The sequence below is a fragment of the Mesorhizobium oxytropidicola genome (genome assembly GCF_056174625.1).
Window position 1 is genome coordinate 7,057,747 of record NZ_CM149692.1, and the last position, 22,384, is coordinate 7,080,130.

At 62.4% G+C, this 22,384-nt stretch carries 20 protein-coding genes and 1 tRNA gene; 16 read left to right on the top strand and 5 right to left on the bottom strand.

The window, feature by feature from the left end; genetic code table 11:
• Window positions 1-71 precede the first annotated feature (71 nt).
• Complete coding sequence (locus AC0V8S_RS34945; RefSeq protein ID WP_183456216.1) at window positions 72-1,409, bottom strand: MATE family efflux transporter; 1,338 nt, start codon at window positions 1,407-1,409, stop codon at window positions 72-74.
• 131 nt (window positions 1,410-1,540) lie between these two features.
• On the opposite strand from AC0V8S_RS34945, the gene AC0V8S_RS34950 reads away from it, so the two are divergent.
• Window positions 1,541-2,443, top strand: coding sequence for a histone deacetylase family protein (locus AC0V8S_RS34950; protein WP_183456214.1), 903 nt, complete (start codon window positions 1,541-1,543; stop codon window positions 2,441-2,443).
• A 4-nt stretch (window positions 2,444-2,447) separates the two neighbouring features.
• Here the strand turns inward: AC0V8S_RS34950 and AC0V8S_RS34955 are convergent, their stop codons facing one another.
• The gene (locus tag AC0V8S_RS34955; RefSeq protein WP_095198509.1) at window positions 2,448-2,711 is read right to left on the bottom strand and encodes a DUF6460 domain-containing protein; all 264 of its coding nucleotides are present in this window, start codon (window positions 2,709-2,711) and stop codon (window positions 2,448-2,450) included.
• Between the two features lie 443 nt (window positions 2,712-3,154).
• On the opposite strand from AC0V8S_RS34955, the gene AC0V8S_RS34960 reads away from it, so the two are divergent.
• The 9 genes from AC0V8S_RS34960 to AC0V8S_RS35000 all read left to right on the top strand — a co-directional run bounded on the left by AC0V8S_RS34960 (window position 3,155) and on the right by AC0V8S_RS35000 (window position 11,879).
• Complete coding sequence (locus AC0V8S_RS34960; protein ID WP_475436183.1) at window positions 3,155-3,772, top strand: outer membrane protein; 618 nt, start codon at window positions 3,155-3,157, stop codon at window positions 3,770-3,772.
• Window positions 3,773-3,960: 188 nt separating this feature from the next.
• Window positions 3,961-4,353, top strand: coding sequence for a hypothetical protein (locus tag AC0V8S_RS34965; RefSeq protein WP_183456212.1), 393 nt, complete (start codon window positions 3,961-3,963; stop codon window positions 4,351-4,353).
• Window positions 4,354-4,396: 43 nt separating this feature from the next.
• Window positions 4,397-5,071, top strand: a complete 675-nt coding sequence (locus tag AC0V8S_RS34970; protein WP_183456210.1) for a response regulator transcription factor — start codon at window positions 4,397-4,399, stop codon at window positions 5,069-5,071.
• Window positions 5,068-6,498 carry a sensor histidine kinase gene (locus AC0V8S_RS34975; RefSeq protein ID WP_183456208.1) on the top strand — a complete coding sequence of 477 codons (1,431 nt, stop codon included), beginning with the start codon at window positions 5,068-5,070 and terminating at the stop codon, window positions 6,496-6,498. Before AC0V8S_RS34970 ends, AC0V8S_RS34975 begins: the two co-directional genes overlap by 4 nt.
• A gap of 112 nt (window positions 6,499-6,610) precedes the next feature.
• Entirely contained in the window at window positions 6,611-7,636 is a 1,026-nt protein-coding gene (locus tag AC0V8S_RS34980; RefSeq protein WP_475436185.1) for a glycosyltransferase family 2 protein, read from the top strand.
• Between the two features lie 32 nt (window positions 7,637-7,668).
• Window positions 7,669-8,121: a GtrA family protein gene (locus AC0V8S_RS34985; RefSeq protein ID WP_475436186.1), complete on the top strand. Its 453-nt coding sequence runs from the start codon at window positions 7,669-7,671 to the stop codon at window positions 8,119-8,121.
• On the top strand, window positions 8,118-9,608 hold the full coding sequence (locus AC0V8S_RS34990) for a hypothetical protein (RefSeq protein WP_475436188.1): 1,491 nt from the start codon (window positions 8,118-8,120) through the stop codon (window positions 9,606-9,608). The genes AC0V8S_RS34985 and AC0V8S_RS34990 overlap by 4 nt, the downstream gene beginning before the upstream one ends.
• Before the next feature lie 213 nt (window positions 9,609-9,821).
• Window positions 9,822-11,708 (top strand): acyltransferase family protein, encoded by a 1,887-nt coding sequence (locus AC0V8S_RS34995; protein WP_475436190.1) that lies wholly within the window; start codon window positions 9,822-9,824, stop codon window positions 11,706-11,708.
• 97 nt (window positions 11,709-11,805) lie between these two features.
• A tRNA-Gly gene (locus AC0V8S_RS35000) sits at window positions 11,806-11,879 on the top strand.
• A gap of 87 nt (window positions 11,880-11,966) precedes the next feature.
• Here AC0V8S_RS35000 and AC0V8S_RS35005 read toward each other — a convergent pair.
• Both AC0V8S_RS35005 and AC0V8S_RS35010 read right to left on the bottom strand, forming a co-directional pair.
• Entirely contained in the window at window positions 11,967-12,419 is a 453-nt protein-coding gene (locus AC0V8S_RS35005) for a LysR substrate-binding domain-containing protein (RefSeq protein ID WP_475436191.1), read from the bottom strand.
• On the bottom strand, window positions 12,307-12,846 hold the full coding sequence (locus AC0V8S_RS35010) for a LysR family transcriptional regulator (protein ID WP_475436192.1): 540 nt from the start codon (window positions 12,844-12,846) through the stop codon (window positions 12,307-12,309). The genes AC0V8S_RS35005 and AC0V8S_RS35010 overlap by 113 nt, the downstream gene beginning before the upstream one ends.
• 335 nt (window positions 12,847-13,181) lie before the next feature.
• Between AC0V8S_RS35010 and AC0V8S_RS35015 the strand changes: the two genes are divergently transcribed.
• Window positions 13,182-13,592, top strand: a complete 411-nt coding sequence (locus AC0V8S_RS35015) for an ester cyclase (RefSeq protein ID WP_183456197.1) — start codon at window positions 13,182-13,184, stop codon at window positions 13,590-13,592.
• A gap of 923 nt (window positions 13,593-14,515) precedes the next feature.
• Here the strand turns inward: AC0V8S_RS35015 and AC0V8S_RS35020 are convergent.
• The gene (locus tag AC0V8S_RS35020) at window positions 14,516-15,505 is read right to left on the bottom strand and encodes a LysR family transcriptional regulator (protein ID WP_475436194.1); all 990 of its coding nucleotides are present in this window, start codon (window positions 15,503-15,505) and stop codon (window positions 14,516-14,518) included.
• A gap of 312 nt (window positions 15,506-15,817) precedes the next feature.
• Between AC0V8S_RS35020 and chvE the strand changes: the two genes are divergently transcribed.
• The 5 genes from chvE to AC0V8S_RS35045 all read left to right on the top strand — a co-directional run bounded on the left by chvE (window position 15,818) and on the right by AC0V8S_RS35045 (window position 22,238).
• On the top strand, window positions 15,818-16,888 hold the full coding sequence (gene chvE / locus AC0V8S_RS35025) for a multiple monosaccharide ABC transporter substrate-binding protein (RefSeq protein WP_027060955.1): 1,071 nt from the start codon (window positions 15,818-15,820) through the stop codon (window positions 16,886-16,888).
• A 184-nt stretch (window positions 16,889-17,072) separates the two neighbouring features.
• Window positions 17,073-18,605 (top strand): multiple monosaccharide ABC transporter ATP-binding protein, encoded by a 1,533-nt coding sequence (mmsA, locus tag AC0V8S_RS35030; protein WP_475436195.1) that lies wholly within the window; start codon window positions 17,073-17,075, stop codon window positions 18,603-18,605.
• Window positions 18,602-19,888 carry a multiple monosaccharide ABC transporter permease gene (mmsB, locus tag AC0V8S_RS35035; RefSeq protein ID WP_096453435.1) on the top strand — a complete coding sequence of 429 codons (1,287 nt, stop codon included), beginning with the start codon at window positions 18,602-18,604 and terminating at the stop codon, window positions 19,886-19,888. The genes mmsA and mmsB overlap by 4 nt, the downstream gene beginning before the upstream one ends.
• A gap of 193 nt (window positions 19,889-20,081) precedes the next feature.
• Window positions 20,082-21,074: an AraD1 family protein gene (araD1, locus tag AC0V8S_RS35040; protein WP_183456190.1), complete on the top strand. Its 993-nt coding sequence runs from the start codon at window positions 20,082-20,084 to the stop codon at window positions 21,072-21,074.
• A 207-nt stretch (window positions 21,075-21,281) separates the two neighbouring features.
• Window positions 21,282-22,238, top strand: coding sequence for an IS5 family transposase (locus AC0V8S_RS35045; protein WP_475436198.1), 957 nt, complete (start codon window positions 21,282-21,284; stop codon window positions 22,236-22,238).
• The last annotated feature ends 146 nt before the right edge of the window (window positions 22,239-22,384 follow it).

The following is a 22,384-nucleotide window of genomic DNA, read 5'->3' on the forward strand; positions in this document are numbered from 1 at the left end:
CCTCAATCAGGAAGGATAAAACAGTCTAGGCCCATTTTCCACCTTGCTGAAAAATCGGACAGAGAGGTGACCTAGAACGCTGTCCGCACCCTTAGCTGCAAGATCGCAAGCAGGCTGAAGCCGCGCGCCAGCAGGAACACGTGCAGCGCCGCCCACAGGCCGTGATTGCCGAAGGCAGGCGCGAGCGTTAGTAGCGCAACGGCAAAGACGAGGAAGGACAGCAACATCATGTTGCGCATGTCGCGCGACCAGGTGGCGCCGATGAAGACGCCGTCCATCTGGAACGCCAGCACGCCGCTCAGCGCGGTGAACGCCGCCCAGGGCAAATAGATGTCGGCGACCGAGCGGACCTCCTGCGACGTCGTGACGATGGCGACCAGATTGGCGCCGGCCGAAAGCAGCACCAGCGTCGCGGCACCGGCCAGCCCAAAGCCCCAGAACAAGGTCAGCCGCACCGCCTGCCGGAAGGGCTGTTCTGCCCGCGCGCCGACGGCACGGCCGGCGAGCTGTTCGGCGGCGGTGGCAAAACCGTCGAGGAAATAGCCGGCGACGAGGAAGAAGTTCATCAACACCGCATTGGCGGCCAGCGTCACCGTGCCGAACTGCGCGCCCTGGCGGGTGAACAGCGCGAAGGCGGCAAGCAGCGAGAACGAGCGGATCATGATATCGCGGTTGAGCGACAGCATGCGCAGGAAGGCGGCCATATCGAGCAGCCGATGGCGCGGCAAGGGCGGGGTCGCGCGGAAGCGGCGGACCACGATGGCAAGACCAAGCAGCATGGCCAGGAACTCACCCGTGACGGTCGCCCAGGCGACACCGGCAACGCCCCAGCCCAGCTTCAGGCCAAGCAGGAAGCAGAGCGCGATGTTGATGCCGTTGAGCACCAGTTGCAGCACAAGGCCGAGCCCGCCCTCGCCGCGGCCCAGCACATAGCCGAGGATGGCATAGTTGATCAGCGAGAAGGGTGCGGCCAGCAGCCTGATCCTGATGTAGACCCCCATCGCCTCGCTGACGCGCGGTTCGGCGCCCATGAACCACTGGCCGCCGATGGCGATCAGCGGCGAAAGCGCCGCCAGGACAATGCCGGCAACGACCGCGATCAGCACGGCGCGCCAGAACACCGCCTGCTCCTCCAGCGCGTCGCCACGCCCGAAAGCCTGGGCGACGAGGCCGGTGGTGCCCGAACGCAGGAAATTGAAGCTGGTGAAGACGACGTCGAACACCAGAGCGCCAGCCGCAAGGCCACCGAGTAGGGCCGCGTCACCAAACTGGCCGACAACAGCCGTGTCGACCAGGCCGAGCATCGGCGTGGTCAGATAGGCGAGCGTCATCGGCACCGCTATGGCGAGCACGGAACGGTTGGTGACGACAAAAGATCTGACGTCGGCTGGGGTTGCATCCTTGTCCAAGGGATCGCGCCTTGCTGATTGCTGCTTGATTGAAGCGCCGATGTGCCCCATTTTCCGGCCACCGCGCAATCATTCTTCCCGCGACGGCCAACCGAAATCCCGGTCTGGCGCGAAGCCGCCGGATCCCGTTCATGCCTCTGCAGATCGTCCACCACCCCGACTACGATGCCGGCTTCGCCACCAACCACCGCTTCCCGATGAGCAAGTATCCGCTGCTTATGGAGGCCTTGCGGGCACGCGGCCTGGCCGGTCCCGGGGCGCTCAACACCGCGGAACCCGCACCGGCGTCATGGCTGAAGCTTGCCCATGCGGCGGACTATGTCGACCAAGTCGTCAGCTGTTCGGTGCCGGAAAAAATCGAGCGTGAGATCGGCTTTCCGGTCGGCCCCCGCGTTTCTCTGCGCGCGCAGCTTGCCACCGGCGGCACGGTGCTGGCGGCGCGGCTTGCGTTGCGCCACGGCATCGCCTGCAACACCGCCGGCGGCAGCCATCATGCTCGGCGCGCGCAAGGTGCCGGCTTCTGCACCTTCAATGATGTCGCTGTCGCCTCGCTGGCGCTGCTCGCCGAGAATGCCGCACAAAACATCCTGGTCGTCGATCTCGACGTGCATCAGGGCGATGGCACCGCGGATATTCTGCGCGATGAGCCGCGCGTGTTCACCTTCTCGATGCACGGCGATCGCAACTACCCCGTGCGCAAGATCGCCTCCGACCTCGATATCGCGCTGCCCGACGGTATGGGCGATGCCGCCTATCTGGAGAGGCTGGCCACGATCCTGCCGGAGCTGTCGGCGCGGGCGCGTTGGGACATGGTTTTCTACAATGCCGGCGTCGACGTCCATGCGCAGGACCGGCTCGGCAGGCTGGCGCTTTCCAACAACGGCCTGCGCGGCCGCGACGAGATGGTCATCGGCCACTTTCGTCCGCTCGGCATTCCCGTCTGCGGCGTCATCGGCGGCGGCTATTCCACCGATGTGCCTGCCCTTGCCGCGCGGCACGCCATCCTGTTCGAGGTCGCGTCGGACTACGCCTAGGAAGCTACTTCCGGTAATTGGCGATCCTGAGCAGGATGAAGGCCGGCACGACGATCGCGGCACCGAGCAGGATGTAGCCGAGGAAGCGGTCGATGGCGTGGAAGCCCAGGTTCCAGAGGTCGATGAAGAACCTCTGTATGCTGTAGAACACATCCATGGGCGACCAGCCGAAGGCATTCATGACAAGGCCGACGAGGAACGACACCACCAGCAGCTTCAGGATCACCCTGAGCGGCGAGTCGCCGAGAAAGCGCGTCAATGCGGACAAGGCCGTCTCCCGATTGAGATGCCCGGACTCATGGGCACGGCCCAGAGATACGTGCTTGGCGGTCATCCATCAAGCCAGCCCGGTCTGTGCCCGGGCAAGCCCGGAACAGGTGATGGAGACTCCGAGCTTCAGACGGCCTGAAATTCTTAAATATCGGTAAACAGGATCATTTTAATTTATTGAAAATAAAGCACAAAATCGTCATTTTCGAATTTTGCGCAATGTGCGTGCAATTTTCACCTGCGAGACAGTCGGCGTCTTTCAGGTGACTGGTTGCGCGGCGCTCTGACCCCCTACCCCTGCTGGCGAACGCCAGTTTGAGGACCGTGCAGCCATCCCTGAAAGACACCAAATCGGAGCCCGACCGCCCCAACGGTCAGGCTCCCCGGGAGTTAACCTGCGTACCGATTTGCCGGATGCGCGTTTGTGTTGGAGTAATGCTCGTGTCCTCTCAAGCAAAGATCGTCCTGATGGCCGGTGTCCTTGGCATCTGCCTTCTCGGGCCGGCGATGGCCGCCGACCTTTCACCGACCTACAATGATCCCCCCGCCTTCCAGTGGAGCGGCGCCTATGTCGGCGTCCATGGCGGCACGGCCTTCACAAGGATGCCCAATCCGTTCGCCGATCGAAATGGCTTCGCTGGCGGCGTTCAGGCCGGCTACAACCAGCAGATGGGTCCCGCCGTTCTCGGCGCCGAGATCGAGGGCTCCTATCTCGGCGGCGCCGAACACGACGTCCAGGGCGGCAAGATCAAGGAGAAATGGCGCGGCGCCGCCAAGGCCAAGGCAGGCGTGAGCTTCGACCAGACGCTGCTGTTTGGAACCGGCGGCGTTGCCCTGACCAAATTCGACAAGGGCGACAATGTCAGCAGCGCCGACGGATGGAAGGTCGGTTATCTCCTCGGCGCCGGCATCGAGCAGGGCTTTGCCGGCGGGCTGTCCGCCAAGGTCGAGTACGACTATGTCCGCACCCCCGGCGTCGAAACGACATCGGCCCTTGGCACGTCCAAGACGACGATCGGCAGCCATGAACTGAAGGCCGGCATCAACTACCGGTTCTAGAGCGGGCGAATTGTATTGCGCGGTGCCTCCTGGGGCATCGCGCAATCCCTGTGTTTCGATGCGCGCCGGTACCCCGGATGGCCGGCTTTTTCGACAATGGATCCGTTTCCGCACCTCGCTGCAATGTCGATGCAATCTTCGCGATCTAGGTCCCGCGCGTAATCTTCATGATGGGAACCTGTTCCGACATGTCCACGCGTGGCGCCGGCCTCCTGATACGGGCTCCGAAGATCGTCTTCATCGCTATCGCGCTCGCGCTGGCGGGCTGTGCCTCCGATATCATGAAGAATTATGTCGGACAGCCGGTCGAATCGGTCGTCCTGGATTATGGTCCTCCGACGGCGATCGTCGATCTCGGCCAGGGGGAACGCGCCTATCAGTGGCGCAAGGTGTCGACGTCGGCGGTTTCCGGGACATCGAGCGGCGAGGTTCGCGAGACAAAACACGGAACCGTCTATGAAGAAACCGAGACGCCCGGCTATATCGAGCGTCAGGAATGCTTCTACACATTCTACGCCCGCGCTTCCGGCGGCCGCTGGTTCATCACCAATTTCCGCCAGCCCAAGCTGGAATGCGAATGAATTGCCGCGGCCCCCGACCGGCCGCGGATAAAGGAGAATATTTATGCGCGTCCTGTTGATCGAGGACGAACCGGAAATGGCCTCCGTGCTGAAGGCCGCTCTCGAGCGCCTGGACATCATCGTCGACCATGCCGCGACATTGGCCGATGCCGAGGCGATGGCGCGGCTGGGCTATCACGACGCGGTGGTGCTGGACCGCCGGCTGCCGGATGGCGACGGCCTCAGCCTCATACCGCGCCTGCGTGCCTTGCATCTGGATGTGCCCGTCATCGCGCTGACGGCGATGAGCGGGTTGGAGGACCGGGTCACCGGGCTCGATGCCGGCGCCGACGACTACATGGTCAAGCCCTTCGCCACGGTGGAACTGGTCGCGCGGTTGCATGCCCTGCACCGGCGCTCGTTCACCTCGCGCGCCAACCAGACCATGGTCGGCCGCCTCACCTATGATTTCCGCCACCGCGAGGCGCTGGTCGAGGATCAGGCGCTCGATCTGCCGCGGCGCGAAAGGCTGGTGCTCGAAACGCTCATCCGCCGGCCGGGGCGGACCATCATGCGCAGCGCGCTGGAGGAGGCCGTCTACGCGCTGGACGATGAGATCGGCTCCAATGCGCTCGATGCGCACATTTCGCGGCTGCGCCGCAAGCTCGACGATGTCGCCGCCGGCATCGAGATCCGGGCGATCCGCAACCTCGGCTATCTCTTGCGGGCGGCCTCGTGAAGAAGGTCCGCACAGGCTCGCTGCAATGGATCCTGGTTCGGCGGCTGATCCTGCTGCAGGCGGCGACGCTGCTGATCTTCATCGTGCTTTGCGCGGCAGCACTTTGGATTGCCAATCCGCGCCTGCTGATCGACAACGAAGCTGCCGTCGCCGCGGTCAAGGATGCCGTCGACCGAGACAAGGATGGCAGGCTGATCGTGCGCGATACGGAAGAACTCATCGCGTTTCGCGAGGGCTTCCCCAATGTCTGGTACATCGTTCGCGATGGCAGCGGCGAGAGCGTCCGCTCCGGCAACATACCCGACATCTACACCAGGAGCTTCGGCGACCTGCTTGGCGAGGCCGATCACGCCACGATCGGATTCTCCGACAAGGACATGCGGCCGGAAGCCTATATCGAAAACGCTTCGACCAGAGCCGGCACGGTGCAGATCATCGCCGCGACGCAGTCGTCGCGCCAGCAGACCGACGGCCTCGAAGTCAACATTTCGGCCACCGTCGAAGTCGCCCGCAATCCGGACGGCAGCAGGAACTGGGAGCGCGCCCTGCCGGCACTCGCGCTAGTCATCGCGATCCTGCTTTTGCCCATCATCCTCGTCATGGGCACGACAACGCTGGTGACGACGCCAGCCGTGGTGCGCCGCTCCTTCGCCGGCCTTGTCGAAACGGTCCGCCAGGCCGCGCGTATCGATATCGGCACCCGTGCCATGCAACTGCCGGTCAAGCAGGTGCCACAGGAGATCGCGCCGCTGGTGCATGCCTTCAACGAGGCGCTCGCCCGCCTCGCCCAAGGCTACGACCGCCACAACCGCTTCCTCACCGACGCGGCACATGAACTGCGTACGCCGATTGCCATCCTGCGCACACGCGCCGAACTCTTGAAGCAGGAGCCGCAGAGCGCGCGCCTGCTGCATGACATCGAGCGCCTGTCACACCTTGCCCAGCAACTGCTCGACCATCAGTTGCTCGACCGCCCGTCGGACCAGCGCCAGATCGTCGATCTCCGCGACCTCGTCAGCCGGGTCGCCGCCGACTTCGCTCCGTTGGCCATCGAGGCCGGCTACGACCTTGCCTTCGAGCCTCCGCCCGGCAAGGCCGAGGTGGAGGTCAATGTCCTGCAAATCGAACGCGCGCTCGCCAATCTGGTGCGCAATGCAATCGAGCATGGCGGCGGCAGCGGCACGATCACGATCGCCATCGACGGGACCGGCGGCATCGAAGTGCGCGACGAGGGCCCGGGCATTCCCTTAGAAGAGCGCGAGAATGTCTTCGAACCCTTCTACCGCTTGCAGCCGCAGTCGCGCGGGGCGGGGCTGGGCCTGAACCTCGCCCGGCAGATTGCGCTGCTGCATGACGGCACGATCCGGATACTGACGGGCTCGTGGCGCGGCGCCCGCATCCGCATGGAGTTGCCGGTGCGTTCGTGACGGTGCCATGTCCATCGTGTCAGCCGACCGATGCCACGATGTCGACCCCTGGCTTATCTGTTTTCTAACCAATTGCCGCTATTGCCATTCCAAGAGCGGGAGCCAGGCTTTGGTGGGAACGGGAAAAATCGGCGCGCACCGCGCAATCACGCTGTCGGTCGTCGTGCCATGCTACAATGAGCGTGACGGCGTGGCCGAGCTTCACCGACGCGTCAGCGCCGTATGCCTCGAGCAAAGCCCTTCCTATGAGATCGTGCTTGTCATCGACGGGGCGACCGACGGCACCCGGGAGGCCATTTTCGAACTGGCCGAAAAGGACGACCATGTGGTCGCCATCGACCTTGCCCGCAATTACGGCCACCAGATCGCCTTGAGCGCGGGGCTGGAGTTCTGCCGCGGCGAGCGCATCCTCATTCTCGACGCCGACCTCCAGGATCCGCCCGAACTGCTTGGCGCGATGATGGCGAAGATGGATGAAGGCTTCGATGTCGTCTATGGCCAGAGGGTGAAGCGCGACGGCGAAAGCTGGTTCAAGCGGGCTTCCGCCTCGATGTTCTACCGCTTGCTCGGCCGGATGGTCGATGTCGAGATCGCGCCGGACTCCGGAGACTTCCGGCTGATGAGCCGCCGGGCGCTCGACCATCTGAACGCGATGCCCGAACGCTACAGGTTCATTCGCGGCATGGTGAGTTGGATAGGGTTGAAGCAGGTCGCCTTCCCTTACGAGCGGCACCGGCGCTTTGCCGGCACCACACACTATCCGCTGAAGAAGATGGTTCTGCTGGCGGTCGATGCGATGACCAGCTTTTCGATCGTGCCGTTGCGGTTTGCCTCGATGCTGGGCATGATGTTTGGTCTGCTCGGCCTGGTCGTGCTCGGCTACACACTGCTCGAATGGTCGAGGGGTAACGTGGTGCCTGGCTGGACGAGCCTTGCCGCGATCATGCTGATCCTGGGCAGCGTCCAGCTTCTGGTGCTCGGCATCTTCGGCGAGTATCTCGGCCGCATGTATATGGAGACGAAGCGGCGGCCGCTCTATTTCGTCAGCGAAATCGTTTCACGCGACCGGCCCGCCAAGGACAGCGACCTGCCCGTCCATCGCCTGCAGGAGATGGCGAAAAGAGCCGCGCGTGGCTGAGGCGAAGGTCGACCTGATGCAACGAGAACGGCATGGGCAGGATGTGGTCGGCACTTCCGTTTGATGTCTGGCGGATGCTGCGCTTCGGCGCCGTCGGGCTTCTCAACACGGCGCTTGGATACTCGCTGATCCTCGCCGGGCTTGCGCTGGGCCTCGGCGATATCGTTTCCAATGCGGCAGGCTATGCCGCGGGCCTCACCCTTGGCTTCTTCCTCAATCGCCAATGGACATTCGGACGTGCCGGCGGCTTTCGCCCCGGTGCCGTAGCACGATACGCCATAACCTTTGTCGTCGCCTATGGCGCCAATCTCAGCGTCGTGATCGCCGCCATGTCCGCCGGCCTCATCGAGAACCCGTTTGTCCATTTAGCGGGAAACTGCCTTTACTCGGTCATCTTCTATCTCGGCTCGGCCCGTTTCGTTTTCGTCGGCCGCGCGGATGCCCCGGCCGCGACGAACGCGAAATTGCCCGGAGTTGCGACATGAACCAGGCCGCAGCCATCGCGACAGCAACGCCTTCGCTCGGGGACGCACAACGCATCAGGCTGGTCTTCTGCCTTCTCTGCGCCTGCGTCGTGGCCTCTGTGCTCGCCGCCTTTGCCGGCGCGATCCTGCAGGATCCCGACAATTGGTGGCAGGTGAAGGTCGGGCTGGACTTCCTGGAAAACCGGACGTTTCCGACCGTCGACCCCTATTCCTATACGTCCGCGGGCCAACCCTGGATCGCCAAGGAATGGCTGGGGCAGGTCTTTCTGGCCCTTGCCTACAGCGTGGGCGGCTGGAATGGTGTCGTCACGCTGATCATAGCCACGGTCGGCCTGACCGTCTTCCTGATGGCATGGTTCCTCAGCGCATGGCTGAAGCCGATACTGGCGATAGCGCTGGCCTTTGCAGCGGCCTTCCTGATCGCTCCGATCTATACGGCGCGCCCCCACGTCTTCACCTTGCCGATCATCGTTGTCTGGACGGCGATGCTGTTTCGTGCCGCGCAGGAAGAGAAGGCCCCGCCTTTGTGGCTGCTGCTACTTGTCGCCTTATGGGCCAACCTGCATGCCACGTTCACCCTGAGCTTCGTCATCGCCACCTTTGCCGGCCTCGCTCTCCTGGCGCGCTCGGGCCTGTCGAAACCCGCCCTCCTGGCAAAATGGGTCGCCTTCGGCCTGCTCTGCCCACTGGTCAGCCTGCTGCATCCCTACGGCGTGAAAGCCATCCTGGCCACGTTCACCGTGGCCTATGGCAACGAAGCGGTGCCGCTTATCCTGGAGTGGCGGCCGTTCAATGCCCAGGAACAGCTCTTCCAGGAAGCGGCGATGCTGTTGGCGCTGTTCGGGCTGTTGGTATCGAGGCCGCGGATCGGCTGGGCCAAAGCGTTGTTCATCGTTTTCGCCTTGCATGTCTATCTCGCCCATCTGCGATTTGTGTATCTGCCCTTCCTGCTGATTCCCTTGGTGATCGCGGTCGAGGTCGCACAGCAATACCCTTCGCTCTCGACCACGACCTGGCTGACGGACAAACGTGACGGGCTCGAAAAACTCTTCGCCAGCCGGTTCTACGCGATATGCGGCGCGATGGCTGTCTTGCTGGTCGGCTCGGTCTTGATCCTCGGCAGTGCCTATCAGGTGGCGCCGAGCCCGAAGACATCCGCCAACGGCGCCCTCGCATTTGCCAGGGATCACCAGCTCACAGGCAACGTGCTGAACTCCTATAATTTCGGCGGCACGCTGATTTTCCACGGCATCAAGACCTATATCGACGGCAGGACGGACCAGTTGTTCCTGGGCGGGTTCACGAAAGCCGACGACGCGACGGGGCACAGCGACGGAAAGCCGCTGCTCGAGGCCCAGTTGAAGAAATACGCCATCGGCTGGGCATTGCTTACGGCCGACGACACCCGCATCCCCTTTTTCGCGGAGTTGGGCTGGAAACGGGCCTATGCGGACGACGATGCCGTGATCTACGTGCCCGGCGCCTGATTTTTCGGCGCCTGTGCCAATCGGGTTCGCCGATCGAACCTCCGGTTTCCTGCCTTGACACTCATGTTGCAGTGCAGCAAAGTTGCGCAACAAAGGATGGGCCTGTGCGACCAACGAACAGGCATTTTTCACAGTATCAGGACGTCGCCGCATGAGCAGCACAGCAAGTTGCGCCGCACCAATACCGCCGACCGCACCACACGGACCGGCCGAATGAACTACAGGCGCGACATCGATGGCCTGCGCGCTGTTGCGGTGCTGCCCGTGGTGCTCTTCCACTTCGGCGTGTCCGCCATTCCCGGCGGCTTCACCGGCGTCGACATCTTCTTCGTCATATCGGGCTATCTGATCAGCGGCAGCCTGCTCGACGATCTCGAGCGCGGCCAGTTCTCCATCGGCCGCTTCTACTGGCGCCGCGCGCGGCGCATCCTGCCGGCGCTGACCTTTGTCATCCTGCTTGCGAGCATCGCCGCCTGGTTCATCCTGCTGCCGTCCGACCTCCACGAATACAGTCAGAGCGTGATCGCCGCCTCGACCTTCTGGTCGAACATCTATTTCTGGAAAACGACCAACTATTTTTCCATCGACGCGGAATTGCGGCCGCTGCTGCACACATGGTCGCTTTCGGTCGAGGAGCAGTATTACATCTTCGCACCGATCCTGGTGTATCTGATCTACCGATACGCCTCAAAGCGCTGGCTGACGATATTGCTGCCGATTGCCATAGGCAGTTTTGCCCTGGCGGTCATGGCAACCACGCTGGCGCCGACCGCCGGCTTCTACCTGCTGCCGACGCGCATCTGGGAACTGGCGCTGGGCGCCATGCTGATGCTGAGAAAGCCGCCGGCGCTTGCCAGCCGTCCGCTGACGGAACTGATCGGGCTGGCCGGTTTTGGCCTGATCGCCTTTGGCTTTCTGACGATTTCGGAGAGCGACCCGTTTCCGGGCTACAATGCCCTGTTTCCCTGCATCGGAACGGCGCTGCTCATCTATGCGGGCCAGCCCCATGCCGACCGACCGGTGCCGGTCGCCACGCGCGTGCTGCAGCTCACCCCGCTGGTCTGGATAGGCCTTATCTCCTATTCGCTCTACCTCGTTCACTGGCCGATCAATTCGTTCGTCCACTATCTCTCGCTCAAAGCCATCGGCGTGCCGACGATCATGGCGATGATCGTGGCCAGCGTCGCGCTGGCGACGTTCTCGTGGAAATATGTCGAGCAGCCCTTCCGCCAGAAGCGGGCCTTCACAGCCCCTCTGCCCATTTTCGCCTTCTCGGCGACGGCGATCGCCTTGCTGTGCGTCGGCGGCCTGGCCGGTGCGTTGGGCAAGGGCTTTCCGCAACGGTTCCCGGACTTCTCGACGGAACGGGTGCTGGTGGGTGACTGGCGCAACGGCGTCTGTTTCAACGAGGGCGCGAGCCGGATCGAGAACTGGAACCTCGCCGACTGCACCCGAACGCATGGCTTTGCCACCAATGTGCTGCTGTGGGGCGATTCCTTCGCCGCGCACTACGTGTCAGGGCTGGAAGCCAATGCCGAGAAAATCCAGGCCAACGTCATCCAGTACACCTATGCCGGCTGCCCGCCCAACCTGAGCTACTTCTCCTATGCCCGGCCGGCCTGCACGCGCTTCAACGAGCGGGCGCTGTCGATCATCCGCGATGCCAACATCCAGGCGGTGATCCTGAGCGGCCGATGGACCGACTACCAGGCAAGGGGCTTCGACGGCCTGCAGAAGACGGTCGACCGGCTGCGCGACATGGGCGTCAAGGTCTATGTCATTGGCCAGTCTCCGGAGTTCATCGCCGACGTCCAGAAAATCGCTTTCTTCGCAAGACGCGAGCACGTCGCGAACACATCCTGGCCGATGGCCATGGATCCGGACATCAACAAGCAGGTGCTGCCATTCGTCAAAGGGGCAACTTTCATCGACCCGCTGGCCTATCTTTGCGACGCGGCCGGGTGTTCCTATGCCGACGCGGGAACCAAGCAGTTCCTCTACTTCGACTACGGTCATTTCTCGTCCGCCGGCGCGACGCTCGCCATCTCGAAATACTGGCCAAGCTTCGCCGCCAGCAACAAAGTCGCCAAGGCAAAATAGGAATCGCGGCCAGCGCCGAGGGAAGCGCGAAAGCGTTTGTTCGCGGGATCGCTTTGCGATTGCCCGAAGGCCGAACCTCATGGTAACGAGGGCACGCGCGGGTATGATGTAATGGTAGCCTGTCAGCTTCCCAAGCTGAACGCGCGGGTTCGATTCCCGCTACCCGCTCCAAACTCCCGGAATTTCTCGTAATCAGGGTTTTGCCGGAATCTTGCGGATGAAATGTATCCGTCGAACTGGCATCTCGATGAGACGACTTCAGACCGATTCAATCAACTTGGTCAAAAACGTCGCGAACACGCGGACGCGTGGACTTTCTGAACTCGCGGGAGGTCGTATGAGCCAAATGTCGCCCCGACTGACTGCATAGTCGGCGAGCACCGTGCGAAGACGCCCATCCGCGATGGCACGCGCCGCGAGATAGTGGGGCAGTTGGGCAAGGCCGAGGCCGGCTATAGCGGCCAGCGCCACGGCTTCGATGTCGTTGAACACAGGCCCATTTGCTGGACGTCCGGGTGGCTTCCATCCTTTGAAGGCCCAATATTCCAGCCGGCCTGTCGTAGGGAACCGGAGACGCAGACAAGTATGGGCGGGTACGTCATCGGGCGTCTCGGGTGCCCCCCGTCGTTCCAGATAGGCGGGAGATCCGCAGGTGACGAACCGATGTGGCGCGAGCTTGCGCGCAATCAACCGAGAAGTCTTCAAGGTCACCTGTGCGCAGGACTAGGTCAAAACCCCCTTCCACGATATCCACCATCCGATCGTCCAGACTGACGTCGAGAACGACCTTGGGATAGGCCGCGATGAATTGATCGAGCGCTGGAACGATAATGCGGCGTCCCATGGCCGCCGGTATACTCACCTTCAATAACCCACGCGGGAAGGTGCGTGTCTCGGCGATCGCATTCTCGGCTTCCTGAACATCTTCGATGATGCGCATCGCGCGTTCAAACAGAAGATTGCCTTCACCGGTCAACGCGATGGAGCGAGTCGTACGGTGGAGAAGCCTGACACCAAGCCGGGCCTCCAGGCGAGCAACGGCCTTACCGACCGCTGAAGCAGATACACCAAGACGCCGCCCCGCCGCTGCGAAGCCGCCGGTCTCGACCGAAGCGACAAACGCCACCAGGCCGCTCATTGATTCGAGACTGCTAATTGCGGACATTTCGTCCGTATTATTCGGTCAAAGGCACCCATTCCGTCAATAAGCGACTTGCCCGATATTGCGTCCGGGAAGGATCAACCCTTCGGCCAGCCTGGTCGCGTCAAGGTTTACCTAGCAGGCAAACGGAATGGAGCAGGTTGTGCAAAATGCAAATTTGGTGAGCCGGGAAACGCCATCGTTCCGTGAAATTCAAACCGACGACCGGCCGACCTTTACCACAACCATCTTGTGAAGGTCGGCACGACAAACGCCGCTCAAGTGTTCAACATTCCTAACTTCACGCCACTCGCTTACCCAGGAGAACAGACATGAAAGACAGCAAGCGCCTCATGGAGCGGTTCGTCGAGTTTATCAACACTGCGAGCGAAAAGCTCGCCGAGGAACTCATCTCTCCGAAAGCAATGTTCCACGTTCCCGGCCGTCCCGAGCCGGTGACTGGACCGGCCGGCTATCTCGAGATCATCGGAATGATGCGCGGCGGCTTTCCTGACATCAAGTGGACTCTCGAGGAGACGATCACCGAGGGGGGCAACGTCGCCGCGCGCTTCACCATGAGAGGCACACATCAAGGGAGCTTCTTCGGCGTTCCACCCACGGGAAAGAAAATCGCCGTCCAGGCGATGAATTTCTATCACTGGTCGAATGGACAGATCGTCGGCGAACGTGGGCAGCCGGACTTGTTGGGGTTACTGCAACAAATCGGCGCCGCACCCATGTGACGTGCGGTGCATGCCCCCTGCATCGAGATGGTAGCCGATGATTGAACCGGGCCGATGGTCGCGAGACAGCTCGGCATGAGCGAGGCCACGATGCGCCGGCGCCTCGCTTTTGAGGACGCCCTTCACCCGCTCCATTTGAACGCGCTACCCGCTCCAGCATGTGGCCGGAGATTTTGCTGCTGATTTGATCGCTGCTGGCAACTTGTCCGGATAGCAGGATCGGCACGGGATAGGTCAGGCATGTCTAAGCCTGGCCAACGCGCATCTGCTTCTTGAGGAGGAACCGGGCGAGGTTGTTGATGTTTCGCGGCGCCACCTTCTTAGGGAGATGCGATCCAAGACTAAGTGGGTGGCCCATTCCGTCACGGTTGGATGATCGGTGCCAGCCCCGGCACCGATTGCAAGACGCAAGCTTTGGACCCTGAATGTCTACGCAGTGACGACACCGGCCACGCTGCGGTGGCCGGCCTTTCGTCAACGGTTCGTCACAGCCAGACGCCGTGCCAAACCCGCTCGCGCCAGCAACGGACATGGCGGCGCCCGTGGCGCCAGTACCGACGGCAAACTCGTCTCCAGCCGTAGCGCCGTCTTCCTCCGTGATGGCGGCGATGCCAGCGATGCCAGTGACGATGGGAGACCTGCTCCACCTCGACCCGTCATCCCCTTCGAAGACAGCCGGATCCGGCTTGTCCAGTTCATCGAGAATTCCGTTGCCCTGAGGAATACCGGCAACTGCGCGGCCGGGTCCGACTACGCCCGCAAACGCCACGGCCCCCAAAACGCCCAGCATTCCAGTGAGAAGCAACCGACGTTCCATCAAAACCTCCCGAGTTGTTGACATCGACACCTCGTTCCCTCGCCCAAAACGGGCTCCAGCGAGAATGCCGATTGGGCGTGAACGCGCGAGTGCACTTGTTGTTCCATCAGCCGACTTCGCGCAGGATGAAATCGTGCAGCATCTTGGCGGCCGGCGACAGTACGCGATTCCTGACCGTGATCAGGCTGTAGGGCCTGACCTCGATGTCGAACTCGGTCTGAACGATGTCGATGGCGCCGGCGAGCCCGTCGGGGTTCTGGATGAATTTCGCCACCTGCACCGAAACCGGCGCGATGGCGTCGGACTGCGCGACCATGACCAGCGTCAAGAGCAGCGAACTGGTGTTGAGGATCCGGTCCGGCAGCGCGATGTTGCGGTTGAGGAAATTGCTCTCCATCGCCTGGCGCAGGGGCGAGCCACCCGACTGGAAGACCCAGTCATAGGCGGCGGTGTCTTCCAGCCGCACCACGCTGCCCCTGGTGAGCGGGTGGCCACGGCGTACGATCAGGCAGGCTTTCTCGACGCCGATGACACGCGATTCGAACAGCCGCGGATTGAGGTCGTCAGGGATGCGCGCGATGATGAAATCATGGCGCGTGGCGATCAGTTCGCGCGCCAAGACATTGGAGGTCTCGACCTGCATGGTGATCTCGATGCGCGGATAGATGCGGCGGATTTCGCGGATCGCCGGCACCGCCAGCTCGATCGCAGGCGCCGTCACGGCACCGAGAAACACGGAGCCACCCTTGCCCGCCTTGAGCTCTGAAATTTCGCGATCGACCTCGCGCATTTCCAGCAGGATCGAACGCGCACGCCTGGCCAGCGCCTTGCCGTAGGGCGTCAGCGTGATGCCACGCGGCAGCCTCTCGCACAGCTTGACCTCGAGCACGGCTTCCATCTCGGCGATCATGCGCGATGCCGCCGGCTGTGAAATGTTCATGACCTGCGCCGCCGCGCTCACCCGGCCGTGGTCGTCGAGCGCGACGATCATGCGCATGTGACGCAGGCTGAGACCACTGCGCAGAAGGGTTTCGCCATCGCCCGGAGTTTCGTTGTAACCATTTGAAACTGAAGACGGATTCCGTAACGCCGCCATTGTCTTCCCAGCCTCCACTCGCGACCCTCTGGCATTTGCCAGCGATCTGTCAGGCCTCATAACATATACCACTGTCGGTATAGCAACCATCAAAGATCGCATTTGACAGTTATGGCAAAAGGGTCACAACGTCAGCGCGTTCCGAGACGCAACGGTCGCCGACGATAAAAATCGTATCGATTGAAATCAGCGGCTCGGGGCCATGGGAGGATACCGGAGATCGATATGACGGCAGTAGTGCCTTGGCGCTTCTGCACGATTGCGCGGCCCGCGACCCCCGGGGTGCTGCGTCCATCAACCAGGGAGAGTTACGTGAAAATCATCAAGACACTGGCCGCAGTCGCGGCGCTTGGCATCGCTGCCATGACCTACTCGGCGCACGCAGCCGACAAGGGTCTTGTCGGCGTGCTGATGCCGACCAAGACTTCGCAGCGCTGGATCAATGACGGCGACGCCGTCAAGTCCCAGCTCGAGGCTCTCGGCTACACCGTCGACCTGCAGTATGCGCAGGACGACATCCCCAACCAGCTCAGCCAGCTGGAAAACGAAATCACCAAGGGCCCGAAGGCGCTGATCATCGCCTCGATCGACGGCACCACTTTGTCGGACGCGCTGCAGAAGGCCGCTGACGCGGGCGTCGTCGTCGTCGCCTATGACCGCCTGATCAAGAAGACCAAGAATGTCGACTACTACACCACGTTCGACAATTTCGGCGTCGGCGTGATCCAGGCGAATTCGCTGGTCAAGGGCCTCAAGGAGCGCTTCCCGAACACCAAGCCGTGGAACGTCGAACTGTTCGGCGGCTCGCCCGACGACAACAACGCCTTCTTCTTCTACAATGGCGCGATTTCGGTCCTGCAGCCGCTGATCGACGACGGCTCGATCAAGATCAAGTCGGGCCAGACCGGCATGGACAAGGTCGGCACGCTGCGCTGGCTGGCGGCCACCGCCCAGGCGCGCATGGACAATCTGCTCTCGGCCAACTACTCGGACGGCAGCCGTGTCGATGGCGTTCTGTCGCCCTATGACGGCCTGTCGCGCGGCATCACCGCCTCGCTGCGCGCCGTCGGTTACGGCACGGACGCACAGCCTTGGCCGATCGTCACCGGTCAGGACGCCGAGACCGCCTCGGTCAAGCTGATCATCACTGGCGAACAGTACTCGACCGTGTTCAAGGACACTCGCGACCTCGCCAAGGCCACTGTCCAGCTGGTCGACAAGGTGCTCTCGGGCGGCAAGCCCGACGGCCTCGATGAAAAGACCTACAACAACGACGTCAAGGTCGTTCCCTCGATCCTGTTGACGCCGCATGAAGTCGACAAGTCGAACTACCAGAAGCTGGTCGTCGACTCCGGCTACATCAAGGCCGAAGACCTGAAGTAATCTCGGTTGTAAAATCAGGGGTCCTGCGCAACGCAGGGCCCCTTTCGTTCACAAGCGACCCCGGTATTGTTTCTGCCGGCCTAGAGCAATTCCAGGAAAAGTGCGTAGCGGTTTTCCCGGGAAAAAGCGTAACGCTTTCCCTTGGGAATTGCGTAAAAACAAGAAAGTCTGGGAGCTTGACCTGATGACCTCGACGATTTTGGAGATGCGCGACATCACCAAGACGTTCCCCGGCGTGAAGGCGCTGTCCAACGTCAATCTCAGTGTCGAGGAAGGCGAGATCCACGCCGTGGTCGGCGAGAACGGCGCCGGCAAGTCGACGCTGATGAAAGTCCTGTCCGGCGTCTATCCCGCGGGCACCTATGACGGCCAGATCATTTTTCAAGGCCAGGAGTGCCAGTTCAAAGGCATCCATGACAGCGAACACAAGGGCATCGTCATCATCCACCAGGAGCTTGCCCTGGTGCCGATGCTGTCGATTGCCGAAAACATTTTCCTCGGCAACGAACACGCCAGATACGGCGTGATCGACTGGAACGCCAACGAGGCGCGCACCAGCGCGCTGTTGAAGAAGGTGGGCCTCAAGGAGGACCCCAAGACGCTGATCACCAATATCGGCGTCGGCAAGCAGCAGCTGGTCGAGATCGCCAAGGCTCTGAGCAAGGAAGTCAAGCTCCTGATCCTCGACGAGCCGACCGCATCGCTCAGCGAAAGGGACAGCCAGGCGCTGCTCGACCTTTTGCTCGAATTCAAGCGGCAAGGCATGACCTCGATCCTGATCTCGCACAAGCTCAACGAAGTGAACCGGGTCGCCGACAAGGTTACCGTCATCCGTGACGGCCGCACCATCGAGACGCTGGCCAGGAAGGACATTTCGGAGGACCGCATCATCACCTCGATGGTCGGCCGCTCGCTCGACGACCGCTACCCGCCGCGCGAGCCAAAGATCGGCGAGGTCGTGTTCGAAGTGAAGAACTGGTCGGTCTATCACCCGATCCATGCCGAGCGGCAGGTGATCAAGGGGATCGACATCAACGTGCGCAAGGGCGAGGTGGTCGGCATAGCCGGGCTGATGGGTGCCGGCCGCACCGAATTCGCCATGAGCCTGTTCGGCCGCTCCTATGGCCGCCGCATCACCGGCGAGGTGCTGCTCAAGGGCAAGCCGATCGATGTCTCGTCGGTAAGCAAGGCGGTCGAACACGGCATCGCCTACGTGACCGAGGACCGCAAGACCTACGGTCTCAACCTCATCGACCATATCAAGCACAACATAACGCTCGCCAATCTCGGCGGCGTGTCGCGTCACAGCGTGATCGACGATTTGCGCGAGCTTGCCGTTGCCAACGACTATCGCAAGAAGACCAATATCCGCGCTTCGAGCGTCTATCAGATGACCGGCAATCTTTCCGGCGGCAACCAGCAGAAGGTGGTGCTGTCGAAATGGCTGTTCGCCGACCCGGAAGTCCTGATCCTCGACGAGCCGACACGCGGCATCGATGTCGGCGCCAAGTACGAAATCTACACGATCATCGCGCGTCTTGCCTCGGAGGGTAAGGCGATCGTGGTCATCTCGTCGGAAATGCCGGAATTGCTCGGCATCACCGACCGCATCTACGTCATGAACGAAGGGCGCATCGTCGGCGAAATGCCGGCGGCGGACGCAAGCCAGGAAAAAATAATGCGCGCCATCGTTCGCGGAGAAGGAAAAGCAGCATGAGCACCGAAATCGCCCCCGCCCCGCAGGGCAACGTCGCCGAAGAACAGCGTCCACGCATCGCCGTCTCGGCATTGACGACGAACCTGCGCGAATACGGTCTGATTATCGCGCTGATCGTCATCATGCTGTTCTTCCAGTTCACCACGTCGGGGACGCTGTTCAAGCCGGTCAACCTCAGCAATCTGGTGCAGCAGAACTCGTTCATCATCGTGATGGCGCTGGGCATGCTGCTGGTCATCGTTTCCGGCTATATCGACCTCAGCGTCGGATCGGTCGCCGGTTTCATCGGCGCGCTGGCGGCAAACATGATGGTCATCTGGCAGCTCGGACCGCTCAGCAATCCGCTGGTGGTTTCGATCCTCTGCCTGATCGTGGGCGGCTTGATCGGCGCGGCACAAGGCTACTGGATCGCCTATCACCGAATACCGAGCTTCATCGTCACGCTGGCCGGAATGCTGATCTTCCGCGGCATCTGTCAGGCGCTGCTGGGCGGCGGATCCTCGGTGGGCCCCCTTCCGGACGACTTCAAGGCGCTGAGCTCCGGCTTCATCCCGGACGTGATCGGGCCGCTGACGCTGATCCCGCCGACGGTGAATGCCGCCGGCAAGACCATCTTGGGCAGCGGCCTGACGCTGCACATGACGACGGTGGTGCTCGGCGTGATCGCCGTGGTGGCCTATGCCTATTTCGGGCTTCGCACCCGGCGCAAGCGCGAGCGCCATGGCTATGAGGCCGAGCCCTTCCCCTTGTTCGTCGTCAAGACGCTGGTCGCCAGCGCCCTGGCACTGTTCCTGGTCTATGAGTTTGCCAGTTACAGGGGCCTGCCGGTGGTGCTGCTCGTCATGGGCGTGCTGATCTCGCTGTTCGTCTTCGTCACCAAGCGCATGACCATCGGCCGCCGCATCTATGCGATGGGCGGCAACCCCAAGGCGGCGCAGTTGTCGGGCATCAACACCGAGCGGCTGACGCTGTGGGTGTTCATCAATATGGGCGTGCTGTCGGCGCTGGGCGGCCTGATCATCGCGGCGCGTCTCGGCCAGGCCGTGCCGGCTGCGGGTCTGGGCTCAGAGCTCGACGTCATTGCCGCCGTGTTCATCGGCGGCGCCTCGGCAATGGGCGGCGTCGGCCAGGTCATCGGCGCCGTGGTCGGCGGCTTCATCATGGGCGTGATGAACAACGGCATGTCGATCATGGGCGTCAACGTCGACTGGCAGCAGGTGGTCAAAGGCCTGGTGCTGCTCGGCGCCGTGATCTTCGACGTCTACAACAAGAACAAGGCCTGACAGGCTTAGGCGAGGCAAGTAGGAGGCATACGATCGCGGCGCTGCCGGCGAGTTGTCGGCATCAAGAAGTCCCCCGGGGGATCAGGCCCGCGAGCGCAATCCGGACGAAGAATTTCACCCGTGGCGCGGCTAGGTCCGAGCCGCGCAGGTCAAGGTTTGCCAAGAGGCAACCACACATGAGAGAGGACTGATCATGCTGATCTCGCAGATTCTCGACGACGCCGAGACCATCCGTGTCGTTGCCCGCAATGGCGGCAAGACCCGGATCATCAACGGCGCCCGCAGCGTCTACTCTCTGGCGATGGAGGCTGCCCGCACCGGCGTCGGCCTCGCCACCCTGATCGAACGCAAGGGGCTCGGTGAGGCGATCGATCTCGATGCCGCCTACAAGAAGGGGCGGCTGTTGTCGCCGATCAATCACCCCGATCCTGCTCACCTGCACCTGACCGGCACCGGACTGACCCATCTCGGCTCGGCGGCGACACGCGATTCCATGCACAAGAAGCTCAGCACCGATGGCGAGGAACAGCTCACCGATTCCATGAAAATGTTCCGCATGGGGCTGGAGGGCGGCAAACCCGCCAAGGGCCAGGTCGGCGTACAGCCGGAATGGTTCTACAAGGGCAACGGCACGATGGCCGTCGCGCCGGGTGCCGCGCTGCTGTCACCGGCCTTCGCCAAGGACGCCGGTGAGGAACCCGAAATCGCCGGCATCTACGTCATCGGCGACGACGGCGCGCCGTTCCGCGTCGGCTTCACCCTGTCGAACGAATTTTCCGACCATGTGACCGAGCGCGTGAACTATCTCTTTCTCGCCCATTCCAAGCTGCGCAACGCCTCGTTCGGGCCGGAGATCCTGATCGGCGACCTGCCTTCCGACATCCGTGGCACGTCGCGCATCGTGCGCGACGGCAACACGCTGTGGGAAAAGCCGTTCCTGTCGGGCGAAGCGAACATGTCGCACACCATCGCCAATCTCGAACACCATCACTTCAAATATTCGGCGTTCCGCCAGCCGGGCGACGTGCATGTGCATATGTTCGGCACGGCGACGCTGTCCTTCGCCGACGGCGTCAAGACCGAGGCCGGCGATGTGTTCGAGATCGAAGCCGGGGATTTCGGCCTGCCGCTGCGCAACCCGCTCGAGATCGAACAGCCGGTGAAGGTGGCGGTGAAGGCGCTGTAGCGCCAGCTTCCCCTTCTCCCCCTGTGGGAGAAGGTGGATCGGCGCGCAGCGCCGAGACGGTCGAGGGGTGGGTGACGGAGTGCCGTCCTTGCCAAGCTGGAACACCCCTCATCCGACCGAGCTTCGCTCGGCCACCTTCTCCCCTTGTGGGCCTGTTGCGTAATTCGCTGGTTGTGATTCTCTGAGAGGGAGCTCGGAGGAATCGCGATGGCGGTGAAGCAGACTGGACAGTTGAGCTTGGCGGAGGCTTTTCTGGGCCACAAGCTGACGGGGGGTTCTTCGCCACTCGACCGTCTGTCGGGTCTGGTGAAGTGGTACCGCTTCGAGAAGCTGCTTAATGCGCTGCGCGATGGTGGACCGGGTCGAGCTGCCTGGCCGCCGCTGGTGTTGTTCAAGGCACTGTTGCTGCAATCGCTCTACGGACTGTCGGATCGCGAGTTAGAGGAAGCGCTGGGCGATCGGCTGTCGTTCCGGCGCTTTGCTGGGCTGGGGCTGGACGATACAATCCCCGACCACACGGTGCTGTCGCGTTTTCGCAATCTGCTTGTCAGCGAAGGGCTGATGGAGAAGCTGTTTGGCGAACTGGACCGGCAGTTGGAGAAGGCCGGCGTGATCCTGAAGCGCGGTACGATGCTGGATGCCACGCTGATTGATGCGGTCTCGACGCCGCCGACACCCGAGCGGCCGTCGCAGGATACGGACGCCCGCGTCACAGCACGCAAGGGCAAGAGCGGCCTTACCTTCGGCTACAAGGCTCATGTCGGGGTGGATGAAGGCTCTGGCCTGATCCGCACGGTGATCACGACACCGGCCAACGTCAACGACACGGTCGTGGCTGATCACTTGATCTGCGGTGATGAGAAGACGGTATGGGCAGACGCAGCCTATGACACCCATGCCCGCCGTGCTCGGCTCATGGCGGCCGGCAAGAAGGTGCGCATTGCACGGCGCCCCAACAAGCATCATGCGCTGCCGCCGCGGCTCAAGCACTACAATCGCCTGATCGCCAGACGGCGAGCAGCGGTGGAGACCACCTTCGCCACGCTCAAGAACCGCATGAAGCTGACCACGATCCGCTACATCGGGTTGGCCAAGGCTGCTGGTCAGGTGACAATGGCGGCCATCGCTTTCAACATGCGCCGATGGGCCGCCATCACGGGATAGGTGCGTCCACAATCCGGCCAGCCAAGGCCGAACCGCCACCTCAAACATCGAAACCAGACCTCAACCCCTAAGAACCAGCAATAGCCCGCTGATCCTGTTCCCCCGCCGTTCCTCCCAGTAACTGCGCAACAGGCCCACAAGGGGAG